This is a genomic window from Bradyrhizobium sp. LHD-71, from assembly GCF_031157255.1.
Lineage (GTDB): Bacteria > Pseudomonadota > Alphaproteobacteria > Rhizobiales > Xanthobacteraceae > P52-10.
Map to the genome: position 1 here is coordinate 97755 of NZ_JAVIFX010000030.1, position 12336 is coordinate 110090.

11 protein-coding genes are annotated in these 12336 nt (G+C 62.4%); 3 read left to right on the forward strand and 8 right to left on the reverse strand.

All coding sequences use genetic code 11. The features are described from left to right. Positions 1–10: 10 nt before the first annotated feature. The 5 genes from RCO31_RS27900 to RCO31_RS27920 form a co-directional block, all read right to left on the reverse strand. Positions 11–1258 carry a cysteine desulfurase gene (locus RCO31_RS27900; RefSeq protein ID WP_308971643.1) on the reverse strand — a complete coding sequence of 416 codons (1248 nt, stop codon included), beginning with the start codon at positions 1256–1258 and terminating at the stop codon, positions 11–13. After that, a complete protein-coding gene (gene sufD, locus RCO31_RS27905) occupies positions 1252–2577 on the reverse strand; it encodes a Fe-S cluster assembly protein SufD (RefSeq protein ID WP_308971630.1) in 1326 nt (441 codons plus the stop codon). Before sufD ends, RCO31_RS27900 begins: the two co-directional genes overlap by 7 nt. 64 nt (positions 2578–2641) lie before the next feature. Next, complete coding sequence (gene sufC, locus RCO31_RS27910) at positions 2642–3403, reverse strand: Fe-S cluster assembly ATPase SufC (RefSeq protein ID WP_308971631.1); 762 nt, start codon at positions 3401–3403, stop codon at positions 2642–2644. A 137-nt stretch (positions 3404–3540) separates the two neighbouring features. Next, complete coding sequence (gene sufB, locus RCO31_RS27915) at positions 3541–5022, reverse strand: Fe-S cluster assembly protein SufB (RefSeq protein WP_308971632.1); 1482 nt, start codon at positions 5020–5022, stop codon at positions 3541–3543. Positions 5023–5129: 107 nt separating this feature from the next. Beyond that, the gene (locus RCO31_RS27920) at positions 5130–6263 is read right to left on the reverse strand and encodes a cysteine desulfurase family protein (protein ID WP_308971633.1); all 1134 of its coding nucleotides are present in this window, start codon (positions 6261–6263) and stop codon (positions 5130–5132) included. Between the two features lie 219 nt (positions 6264–6482). Here RCO31_RS27920 and RCO31_RS27925 point away from each other — a divergent pair, with 219 nt between their 5' ends. Next, positions 6483–7130, forward strand: a complete 648-nt coding sequence (locus RCO31_RS27925) for an alpha/beta hydrolase (protein WP_308971634.1) — start codon at positions 6483–6485, stop codon at positions 7128–7130. A 5-nt stretch (positions 7131–7135) separates the two neighbouring features. Next, the gene (locus RCO31_RS27930; protein WP_308971635.1) at positions 7136–7648 is read left to right on the forward strand and encodes a DUF1697 domain-containing protein; all 513 of its coding nucleotides are present in this window, start codon (positions 7136–7138) and stop codon (positions 7646–7648) included. Between the two features lie 5 nt (positions 7649–7653). Here RCO31_RS27930 and RCO31_RS27935 read toward each other — a convergent pair whose 3' ends face one another. From RCO31_RS27935 to RCO31_RS27945, 3 genes are all read right to left on the reverse strand, one after another. Continuing rightward, positions 7654–8850, reverse strand: coding sequence for an MFS transporter (locus tag RCO31_RS27935; RefSeq protein WP_308971636.1), 1197 nt, complete (start codon positions 8848–8850; stop codon positions 7654–7656). Positions 8851–9004: 154 nt separating this feature from the next. Continuing rightward, positions 9005–9676 (reverse strand): glutathione S-transferase family protein, encoded by a 672-nt coding sequence (locus RCO31_RS27940; protein WP_308971637.1) that lies wholly within the window; start codon positions 9674–9676, stop codon positions 9005–9007. A gap of 83 nt (positions 9677–9759) precedes the next feature. Next, entirely contained in the window at positions 9760–10863 is a 1104-nt protein-coding gene (locus RCO31_RS27945) for an anhydro-N-acetylmuramic acid kinase (protein WP_308971638.1), read from the reverse strand. A gap of 96 nt (positions 10864–10959) precedes the next feature. Here RCO31_RS27945 and tyrS point away from each other — a divergent pair, with 96 nt between their 5' ends. Then, the gene (tyrS, locus tag RCO31_RS27950; protein ID WP_308971639.1) at positions 10960–12213 is read left to right on the forward strand and encodes a tyrosine--tRNA ligase; all 1254 of its coding nucleotides are present in this window, start codon (positions 10960–10962) and stop codon (positions 12211–12213) included. Positions 12214–12336 lie beyond the last annotated feature (123 nt).

Here is a 12336-nt window from a genome sequence, read left to right on the forward strand (position 1 = left end):
CCGTCCTGGGTCATGCGAACAAATCCCGAGCCTTGATCAACGCCTGAGCGAGGCTGTCCACCTCGGCGCGCGTATTATACATGGCAAATGACGCCCGGCACGTCGCCGAAACGCCGAAACGCTCCAAAAGCGGCATCACGCAGTGGGTTCCAGCCCGCACAGCGACACCGGACCGGTCGATTACGGTCGCAATGTCGTGCGGGTGCGCGCCCTGCACATCGAAGGAGACAATGGCCCCCTTGTTCCGGGCCGTGCCGATGATGCGCAGCGAGTTGATCTCGCGCAAGCGGTCCTGGGCATAGGTGACGAGATCGTACTCGTGTGCGGCGATCCTGTCCTTACCGATGGAATTGACGTAGTCGATCGCCGCACCGAGGCCGATGGCTTCGACGATCGGCGGCGTGCCGGCTTCGAATTTGTGAGGTGGATCGCCATAGGTGACAGTGTCGCGGAAGACGTCGCGGATCATCTCGCCGCCGCCCATATAAGGCCGCATCGCCGCCAGCAGCGCATGCTTGCCGTAGAGCGCGCCGATGCCGGTCGGCCCGTACAGTTTGTGGCCGGTGAAGACGTAGAAATCGCAGTCGATGTCGCGGACGTCGACCGGCAGATGGACCGCCGCCTGGCTGCCGTCCACCAGCACCGGGATGCCGCGCGCATGCGCGAGCCGCACCACGTCCTTGACCGGAACGATGGTGCCGAGCGCGTTCGACATGTGCGTGATTGCCACCAGCTTGGTGCGCGAGGTGAGCAGCTTCTCGAACTCGTCGATCAGGAAGTTGCCGTCGTCATCGACCGGCGCCCACTTCAGAACCGCTCCCTGCCGTTCGCGCAGGAAATGCCACGGCACGATGTTAGAATGATGCTCCATGATCGAAAGGACGATCTCGTCGCCCTCCTTGATCATTGGCCCGGCGAATGAGGAAGCAACCAGGTTGATCGCCTCCGTTGCGTTGCGCGTGAAGACGATCTCCTCATGCCGCGACGCATTCAGGAATTTTGCCACCTTCTCACGTGCGCCTTCGTAGGCCTCGGTCGCCGCGTTGGCGAGATAATGCAACCCCCGATGCACGTTCGCGTATTCCGATGTGAAGGCCTTTTGCATGCGATCCAGCACGGCGACGGGCTTCTGGGCGGAGGCAGCGTTGTCGAGATAAACCAACGGCTTGCCGTAGACCTGCATCGCCAGCGCGGGAAAATCCTCGCGCAGCCTAGCGACGTCGTAGGCCCCGTTGCTCACCGCCGGATGGGTCATGATGCTCGCGCCTCCAGCCAGCGTATAGCGGCGTTCGTTGCGGCTTCGCGCAAGCGATCATCGGCGATCTGCTCGATCGCCTCGCCGACGAATGCCTGAATCAGCAGCGCCTGTGCGTCCTTCTCCGGCAGCCCCCGCGCCCTCAGATAGAACAGCAGGCTCTCGTCGAGCGCGCCGGCCGTTGCGCCGTGGCCGCAGGTCACATCGTCGGCGAAAATCTCAAGCTCCGGCTTGTTGTCGACTTCAGCCTCATCCGAAAGCAGCAGCGCCCGCGTCTCCATCTTCCCGTCGGTCTTCTGCGCATCAGGGCGAACGATGATGCGCCCCTGGAACACGGAGCGCGCACGATCATCGATCACCGCGCGGAACACCTCGCGGCTCGCGCAATGCGGCACCGCATGGTCGACCACCAGCGTCGTGTCACCGTGCTGCGTCTCGTTAAGCAGGTTGACGCCGTATGTCTCGAGGCGCGAGCCCTGGCCGTCGAAGCGCACAACTCCCTGATAGCGGCTGACGGCACCGCCAGCCGTGAGATTGAAGATCTTGTAGGCTGCATCGCGCCCAAGTACTGACTTCAACGTTGCAATGTTGAACGCCTCGCGGCCATCCTCCATCAACCTCACATGGTCGAGCCGAGCGCCGTCGCCGACCGCGATCATGGTCGCATCGTTGACCTGATAATTTTGCGCGCCGTCGGCAGCAAAGAAGCTCTCGACCAGGGTCGCGCTGACATTCGCACCGATCCGCACCAGCGAGCGCGTGTAGGCGGATGCCGGCGCAGATCCACTTGCGACATGGACGATATGCAGCGGGCGCGCGGGCGATGCGTCTTTCAGGATGTCGATGACAAGGCCATCGGCCATCAACGCGGAATTCAGCGCAAACATCGGCCCGGCGCCGGCGTCATCGCTCAACAGCAGCTCATGCACGGTCTCGTCGGCCAGCACGCTGGCCAGCGAGCGGATCGTCAGGCCGCCTTCGAGCGCCGCCACGTCCGACAACGCCGGCACGAACACGCCGTCGACCAGCACCAGCCGACGAACGCCTTCGAGCCCGTGACGCTCCAGCGCTTTCGCCGCACGGTCCAGCGCCGCCTTGTCCGGCGCCGCTGCCGGTGGCAGCACCTCGCGCATCAACGCACGCAGATCCGTGTATTTCCAATCCTCGATCCGACGATGCGGGAGTCCGTCGCATGCGAAATTCTCCAGCGCGCGGGTGCGCATGGCGGCAACAGCCTTGCCACCCGGCAGGCGCGGCAGCGCAGCGGCGAATTGATCCGCCAAGGCGCGCTCCGTCCCGCTTGTCTTGACCACCGCGTCCATTTGAAAGTCACTCCTTGCGCGTATTCTTATCGCAAAACCGGTATCCACTTTTGCGGAGTACGCGCTATGCCGCCTGTTCTTCGAATTGTGCGTAGCCGCTTGCTTCCAGCTCCAGCGCCAAATCCTTGCCGCCGCTCTTCACCACCCTGCCCTTCGACATCACGTGCACATGGTCCGGCACGATGTAGTTGAGGAGACGCTGGTAGTGCGTGATGACGATCATCGCCCGGCCTTTCGACCGCAGCGCGTTGACGCCGTCAGCAGCAATGCGCAAGGCGTCGATGTCGAGGCCTGAATCCATCTCGTCGAGAATGCAGAGTTTCGGCTCAAACAGCGCCATCTGCAGCACCTCGTTGCGCTTCTTCTCGCCGCCCGAGAATCCCACGTTGACGCCGCGACGCAGCATGTCCTGCGGGATGTTGAGGCTGTCGGCGACCTTACGCACCTTCTTCAGGAAGTCGGGCGTCGAGATCTCCTCCTCGCCGCGCGCCTTGCGCTGGGCATTCAGCGCGGTGCGGAGGAAGTTCATGGTCGCAACTCCGGGAATTTCGACCGGGTACTGGAATGCAAGGAACAGCCCCTTTGCCGCCCGCTCGTCCGGCTCCATCGCGAAGATGTCTTCCCCCTCGAACAACACTTCGCCGGAAGTGACCTCGTAGCCCGGCTTGCCCGCGAGCACATGGCTCAGCGTCGATTTGCCGGAGCCGTTTGGCCCCATGATCGCGTGCACTTCACCCTTGTTCACGGTCAACGACAGGCCGTGCAGGATTTCATTGCCGTCGTCCTCGACGCGGACATGAAGATTTCTGACTTCAAGCAAAGGCATTCTGGTCTTCCATGTTCTTCGGGGCCCTCACCCTTAAGGAGCGCGGAAACGCGCATCTCGAAGGGGAGGCCCGTGACTGTCAACTCATCCTTCGAGACTGCCGCTCACGCGACCTCCTCAGGATGAGGGCCGGTGAATTACCCCACGCTGCCTTCAAGGCTGATCGAGATCAGCTTCTGCGCCTCGACGGCAAACTCCATCGGCAGTTGCTGCAGCACATCCTTGACGAAGCCGTTGACGACAAGCGCCACAGCCTCTTCCTGGGAGAGCCCGCGCTGGATGCAGTAGAACAGCATGTCTTCCGAGATCTTCGAGGTCGTGGCCTCGTGCTCGAAGATCGCCGACGAATTCTTTGCCTCGATATAGGGCACCGTGTGCGCGCCGCACTTGTCGCCGATCAGCAGCGAGTCGCAGGCGGTGAAGTTGCGCGCGCCTTGCGCCTTCCGATGCGCCGACACGAGGCCGCGATAGGTGTTCTGCGACCTGCCGGCGGCAATGCCCTTGGAGATGATGCGGCTCGACGTGTTCTTGCCGAGGTGCAGCATCTTGGTGCCGCTGTCGACCTGCTGATACCCGTTGGAAATCGCGATCGAGTAGAACTCGCCGCGCGAATTGTCGCCACGCAGGATGCAGCTCGGATACTTCCATGTGATCGCAGAGCCGGTTTCGACCTGCGTCCACGAAATCTTCGAATTCCGGCCCCGGCAGTCGCCGCGCTTGGTGACGAAGTTGTAGATGCCGCCTTTGCCTTCAGCGTCGCCAGGATACCAGTTCTGCACCGTCGAATACTTGATCTCGGCGTCATCGAGCGCGACCAGTTCCACCACCGCAGCATGCAGCTGATTCTCGTCGCGCTGCGGCGCCGTGCAGCCTTCGAGGTAGCTGACGTAGGCGCCCTTGTCGGCGATGATCAGCGTGCGCTCGAACTGGCCGGTGTTGCGCTCGTTGATGCGGAAATAGGTGGACAGCTCCATCGGGCAGCGTACGCCCTCCGGCACATAGACGAATGAGCCGTCGGAGAACACCGCCGAATTCAGCGTCGCAAAGTAGTTGTCGGAGGTCGGCACCACTGTGCCCAGATACTTCTTGACGAGCTCGGGGTGCTCGCGGATCGCCTCCGAGATCGGCATGAAGATCACGCCGGCCTTGCGCAGCTCTTCCTTGAAGGTTGTCGCGACCGAGACCGAATCGAACACGGCGTCGACAGCAACGCGCCGCTCGCCTTCAGGGCGCACGACGCCTTCCAGCATTTCCACTTCACGCAGGGGAATGCCGAGTTTCTCGTAGGTCTTGAGAATTTCAGGATCGATCTCGTCGATCGACGTCAGCGTCTTCTTCGGCTTCGGAGCCGCGTAATAGTACAGGTCCTGATAATCGATTTTCGGGTAGTCGACGCGCGCCCATGTCGGCTCGGTCATCGTCAGCCAACGACGATAGGCCTCAAGCCGCCACTCCAGCATCCAGGCCGGTTCACCCTTCTTTTCAGAGATAAAACGAACGGTATCCTCCGAAAGGCCCTTCGGGGCCTTTTCGGTTTCGATGATCGTCTCAAAGCCGTAGCGATATTGATCGACGTCGATGCGGCGAACCCGATCGACTGTCTCCTGGACAGCAGGCATCTTCTTCTCCGGATCGCGGTTTCAAGGACCGCGGTGGATTACGCAGGTTGTATTCGAAGCCTCTGCAACTATCTCGTGCAGATTAGAACCGTTCAACCACTGTTTCGTCAGCCCCTACGTAATACACCTGAGAGCATTCTCCAAGCCTCAAGACAGCGATCAATTTCGCTCGCTTTCGTCGTAGGGCCGGTCGAGATCCGGATGGCGCCCCGGGAAAGTTCCGGCTCGATCCCCATCGCCGCCAGAACATGCGATGGCTGCACCTTGCCGGACGAGCAGGCCGAGCCCGAGGAGACAGCGACACCCTCCAGGTCGAAGGCAATGACCGCGGTCTCCGCACGCACGCCCCTGAGAGCAAACAAGGTGGTGTTCGGCAGCCGCGGTACGCCTGCCGAAAACACAGTCACGCCGGCGATCGACCTGAGACCCGCCTCCAGCCGATCGCGCAAGGCGCGCATCTTGACCGCATCGGCCTCCGTCTGGCTGCGGGCCGCCGTGGCGGCAGCGCCGAACCCCGCAATGCCGGCCACATTCTCTGTGCCGGCGCGATGATTGCGCTCCTGTCCGCCGCCGCGGATCAAAGCCTGCGGCGCGTGCAAGTCAGTGTTGACGATCACCAGGGCACCCACACCCTTCGGGCCACCGATCTTGTGCCCCGACAACGTCATGATATCCGCCCCGAGCGCAGCCGGATCCAGCGGCAGACGTCCAAGCCCCTGCACTACATCAACATGCAGGATACCGCCCGCCCGGTGCACCAGCGCAGCCGCCTCGGAGATCGGTTGGAGCGCACCGGTTTCGTTGTTCGCGAGCATGATGGACACAAGCGCGGGTTCGGCCAGCAGCCCGCCGAGCGCTCCGAGATCGACCACGCCATCGCGCGAAACAGGCGTCTGCACAACCTGCGACGGCGAAAAATGTCCACCCGAGAGTACTGATGGATGCTCAATCGCGGAGACGATCAGGCGGTCGAAGACCCGGCCCCCCAAGCTCCATCCGGGCACCAGCGCCTGGGCGTTCGCCTCGGTACCGCCTGAGGTGAAGATCACGTTCTCGACCTTGGCGCCGATGCAGGCTGCAAGCTGCGCGCGTGCGTGCTCGACCAGCCGTCGGGCTGCACGACCTTCCGCGTGCACCGACGACGGGTTACCGCCGATGTCCAACGCAGCCGTCACTGCTGCGCGAGCTTCGGGCCGCAGCGGAGCCGTTGCATTCCAGTCCAGATAGATGCGCGATATCATGACGGTCTTATAATACCATTAGCGCTCAAAGCGCAGAGCTGACATGGTCACGCCGGCCGCATGTTCGCAATGCTTGCTTTTTGCCCCTCGCCCCATGCTAGAAGGCGGCTCCCACTTTCACGGAACGGCAGTTCCCTATGCGATCAAGGTGCTGCGGATATTGCCGTTTTTCCTGCTGCAAGAGCCCGCGCCGCAGAATCATACGGCTACGAGGTCACGATGCCTGAAGTCATTTTCACCGGTCCCGCCGGCCGTCTCGAAGGCCGCTATCATCCGGCGAAACAGAAAAATGCGCCGATCGCCATGGTGCTGCACCCTCATCCGCAATTCGGCGGCAACATGAACAACCCGATCGTGTACCAAGTGTACTACGCTTTCGTGCATCGCGGCTTCTCGGTGTTGCGCTTCAATTTCCGTGGCGTCGGCCGCAGCCAGGGTTCGTTCGACCATGGCGCGGGCGAACTGTCGGATGCAGCCTCCGCGCTCGACTGGGCGCAGACCATCAATCCGGAAGCGCGCGCGTGCTGGATCGCCGGCTTCTCCTTCGGCGCCTGGATCGGCATGCAGCTTCTGATGCGCCGACCCGAGGTCGAAGGCTTCATCTCGATCGCACCGGAACCGAACCGTTATGACTTCTCGTTCCTGGCTCCCTGCCCTTCCTCCGGATTGATCGTGCACGGCGAGAAGGACATCGTCGCTCCAGCCAAGGACGTGACGACGCTGGTCGAGAAGCTGAAGACGCAGAAGGGCATCGTGATCGACCAGCAGATCATTCCCGGCGCCAATCATTTCTTTGCCGACCGGCTTGAGCCGTTGATGGAATCGGTCACCTCCTATCTCGACATGCGGCTTGCCAACGTCCGCTGAAGACGATGACGACCTTTGTCGCCCTCCTGCGCGCAGTCAATGTGGGAGGAACCGGCAAGCTGCCAATGTCAGATCTCAAGGCGATGTGCGAGGATTGTGGCTTCGCGCGCGTACAAACCTATATCGCCAGCGGCAATGTGGTCTTCACGAGCCGAAAGTCGGAAGTCACGGTCAAATCCGAACTCGAAGATTGCCTTGCGTCCTATGCAGGCAAGCCAGTTGCGGTCGCAATTCGCACCGCCGGAGAGATGGCGAAGGTCTGCAGCGACAATCCTTTTCCTGCAGCACCCGCGAACTGGACGGTCGCGATCTTTCTCGACAAGCCGCCACCGGCCGACGCCCTGAATGGCATCAGGGGACGCGCCGATGAAGAGATCGGACTCGGACGGCGCGAGATCTACGTTCACTACGGCGCCGGCTTGGGCAGGTCCAAACTGATCATCCCGGCTGCGAAAGACGGCACTGCGCGCAACATGAACACGATCGCCAAGCTCGCAGAGATGGCGGCGGAGCTTTAGCCTGCTTAGACGAGTCTCCGCGCCTCATGGAGGCGCACCAGCCCGAAGAGCAACGCAAGCGCGACCAAGCTGCAGCCAAGCGCAACAGTAAGCACCGCGCTGCTGCCGAAGTTCGTCAGCACGGCGACAAGAAACGGTGGCGACGCGGCTGCGGCCAGGTTTGCCGGCAATGCGATGTGCGACGAGGCACGCGCGAATGCGGCAGAATCATAGAACACCAGCGGCATGGTCGCCCGCGCAACCGCCATCAGTCCCGTGGCGCCGCCATACAGCAGCATGAAAGCGCCGATGGCCCAGTCGGCCGGGCCACCGAACAGCAGCACCAGGAAGCCGATCGGCATGATCACCGCCGCGACGAGTCCGGTCACGAGCCCGCTCCAGTGCGCCCCGCCGAAGAAATCGAGCCCGCGCGCCGAGACTTGAATAACGCCCAGCAGCGCGCCCACGCGCAGCGCCCACGTGTCGCCTACGCCGATCGACTTGAGCAGCTGAATGATGATCGAGCCGATGCCCCAGGAGACAAAGGCATGCAAGGCGATCACGCCGGTGAGCAGCGCAAAGGACAACCGTCCCGGTACGCCGTTGACCCGCTCGCTCGGCTTGGACGGCAAGTCGGCGGCCGGCAGCTTGCGCCGACGTGGAAGACCGAAGGCGTGCAGCGGAAAGCAGACGGCAACCATGCTCGCGCTGTAGATCACCAGCGTCAGGCGCCATCCGAGCGCATCGGTCAAGGCGGCGGTGATCGGCCAGAACAGGCTAGACGAGAGTCCCGTGACCAGCATGAGTGCGCCGATCGGGCGTTTCGCGCCGATGCCCGCAATCTCGTTCAGCAAGATGTAGGTCGCCGTGCTCAGCATCGCCGCGCCGGCAACACCCAGCACAACCCATCCGGCGTAGTAGAGGAATGGGCCGGTTGCAGCCGCGAGCAGCAAAAAGCCTGGTGCGGCAATTAACGAGCCCGCCGCCATGACGAGCCGGGCACCGTAAGCTACGAAGGCGTTCGCGATCAGCGACGCCGTCAACCCGGTGACGACCAGCATCACCGTCGTGCCGGCGAATACCGCTGGCAGACCAAGGCCGAGGTCGCGCGCAAGCTGTTCGCCGATCACCGCCGGCAAGCTCACCGTTCCCCAACCGACAAGTTGGCTGACGGCTAGAACGACGAGAATCGAGGGAAGGCTCTGCTCGGGAGGGGGGCGCATAACGTGCTCGGAAGGTCATAGCCGTTCGAAGGACGGCGTCGCTTCGCTCGCCTATGCCTTTCGACCACCGTTATCGCTGCATGACAAGCTGCGCCCTGCGATGGACGCCAATGCCGCGACGCATATCTTGCGCAAGCCTCCGTCAAACCCGCACTCAAGCGGCCTTGCGCGCCTCAAGCTGCGACAGATACGCGCCTTTCTTCTTCAAGAATGCCCGTAGCAACGATGGGTAGTCGGCGCTGACCGCGCTGCGGATCGAGGCGCGCGCGGCGAGGTTCTTCCGCCACTGCACAAGCTTCGGCTTGCCGGCAAAGATACCGAAGTCGCCGATCTCATCGAACACGTCGAAATAGCGAAAGGCCGGCCCGAACACTGCGTCGACCAGGGAGAATTTCTCCCCGTCGAACCAGGGTCCGACCAGCCGCTTCTCGAGGGAAGCCAGACGGCCTTCGAGCTGCTTCGCGCTGGCCCTGAACGTCGCCTCGTCAGTCGCGATCTCGAGGCCCCAGATGTCGCCCAGAACCGCCGAGTTGAACTCGATCCAGGCCCGATGCTCCGCGCGCACCAAGGGATCGCTCGGATGCAGTGGGCCAGGCTGGGTCTCCTCCAGATATTCAAGGATCACCGCAGACTCGAAGATCGCCTTGTCGCCGACCACCAATACAGGCGTCTTGCCGAGCGGCGAAATCTTTCCGAACCATTCCGGCTTGGCGTCGAGATCAATATCGACGCGCTCGAACGGCACACCCTTCTCGCTCAGCGCGATCACCGCGCGCTGGACGTACGGACAAAGCTTATGGCTGATCAGCTTGAGCAGTGCGGACATGTCGCGCTCTCCCGTTATATGCATCTGCATGCAGATTGATGCAGATGCATATAGCAGTCAAGTTCCATGCAATTGCATGCAAATCACGGTTTCGCGAGCACGCCTCCGGTCTGCGGCGCTACGACGCCGGTCGTTTGTGGAAACGTCAGTGGCAAGCCTTTGAGGCTGCGGACCGCCAGGAAGCCGAACGCCTGGGCCTCGATTGCGTCGCCTTGCCAACCGAACGACGCCGCTGTCCGAACATCCGCAAGCGGAAGACGTTGTGACAACATGCGCATCAAGGTCGGATTGTTCGCGCCCCCGCCCGCGGCGATCCAGTTCATGGGAGGCCGCGGCAAGTGCGGCACGATACGGGCGATCGCTGCCGCTGTGAGCGCAGTCAACGTGGCAGCGCCGTCAGCGGCAGAGAGTTGCGGCAGAACCAGCGACGCAAAATCGTTGCGGTCCAGCGATTTTGGCGGCGGCAGCGCGAAGAATGCTCTTTGCAGCACTGTCGCGATCCACGCTTCATCCGCCTGTCCGCTGGCGGCGAGCGCGCCGTCGCGATCGACCGCCGCGCCCGTCGTTCGCAGCATGAAATCGTCGAGCAGCGCATTACCCGGACCGGTGTCGCAGGCGATCAGGGTGTCGCCATCGACATACGAGATGTTCGAAACGCCGCCGATATTGACGACGCAGACCGGGCTCTCCAGGTGAAGCGAGCGCACGAGCGCGCAGTGATAGACCGGCACCAGCGGCGCCCCCTGCCCGCCGGCAGCAACATCAGCTGCACGCAGATCGTAGACCGCGGGGATTTGCAGGGCTGCCGCCAGCGACGCGCCGTCACCGATCTGCACCGTCAGGTGCTGTTCGGGCCGGTGCAATACGGTCTGGCCGTGAAAGCCGATGACATCGATACTTTCGCGCGCAATGTGCTGCTTGCGGAGAAAATTCTCTACGGCTTCGACATGCGCTGCGGTGATCATGCGCTCGGCGTCGGCAAGGACGCCGGGTCGTTCGGAGCGATCAGCCATAGCGCTCGCGTCGGCTAGTCCCTGCCGCAACAGCGCGCGCTCAGCGTCTGTGTAGGGCCGATAGCCGATCGGGCCGAACGCCGAGATGGTCTCGCCGTCGGTCTCGATCAGGGCGACGTCGACGCCGTCCATCGACGTGCCGCTCATGAGCCCGATTGTGCGCACCGACGCCATTTAGTGCTCCTGTCCGCTCCTCATGGGCCCGGTTGAATCCGAGGCCAGACCTGTTACACCACCGCGTCTTTCCAAGCTTCCGGTCCGGAACGAGCGATGTCCACCTTTAAGTCCGATTTCCTTAATGTGCTGCAAAGCCGCGGCTTTATCCACCAGACGTCCGATGCCGAAGGCCTGGACGCCCTGGCGGCAAAGCGCGAGATCGTGGCCTATGTCGGCTACGATTGCACCGCAGCGTCGCTGCATGTGGGGCATCTGCTGTCGATGATGATGCTGCATTGGTTGCAGGAAACCGGCAACAAGCCGATCACGCTGATGGGCGGCGGCACCACCCGCGTTGGCGACCCTTCCGGCCGTGACGAGACGCGGAAGCTGCTCAGCTATGAGCAGATCGACGCGAACAAGGAATCGATCAAGACGACGTTCGCCAAGCTGCTGCGGTTCGGCCAAGGCAAAAGCGACGCCGTCATGGTCGATAATGCCGAGTGGCTGACGAAGCTCAACTATATCGAGATGCTACGGGACGTCGGCCGGCATTTCTCGATCAATCGCATGTTGTCGATGGACTCGGTGAAGCTCCGGCTCGATCGCGAGCAGGAACTGTCGTTCATCGAATTCAACTACATGATCCTTCAGTCCTACGACTACGTCGAGCTCGCGCGGCGCTACGGCTGCAACCTGCAGATGGGCGGATCCGATCAATGGGGCAACATCGTCAACGGCATCGACCTCGGCCGTCGCATGGGCACCCATCAGCTCTACGCGCTCACGTGTCCCCTGCTGGCGACGTCGTCCGGAGCAAAGATGGGCAAGACTGCCGCAGGCGCCGTCTGGCTGAATGCGGATATGCTTGCGCCCTACGACTACTGGCAATTCTGGCGCAACGTAGAAGATGCGGACATCGAGCGCTTCCTGAAGCTCTTCACGATGCTTCCGTTGGAAGAAATCGCGCGCCTCGGCGCTCTCGGCGGCGCGGAAATCAATGAAGCAAAGAAGCTTCTTGCGACGGAAGCAACCGCGCTGATGCACGGCCGCGAGGCAGCCTTGGCCGCCGCAGAAACCGCGCGCCGCACCTTCGAAGAGGGCGCGATTGCAGAGGATCTCCCATCGGTCGCAATCGCTCGCAGCGAGATCGACGGAGGCCTCGGCGTGCTCACCGCTTTCGTGAAGGCGGGACTAGTCGCCTCGAACGGTGAGGCACGGCGGCAGATCAAATCCGGCGGCCTCAGGGTCAACGATCAGCCGGTGGCGGATGACAAGATGATACTCACGCAAGCGCATCTGACCTCGGATGCCGTCATCAAACTATCGATGGGACGCAAGCGCCACGTGCTGCTGCGGGTGGAGTGATAGCCCGTCATTGCTATAGATGTTCACTAAATCGGTGATTGGATCGCGGTGGTCTTGGTAGCGGCGAATGCCTTTGGGGTTTGTCCTGCGAGGGCCTGATGAGGCCTGTGATTGTTGTAGTAG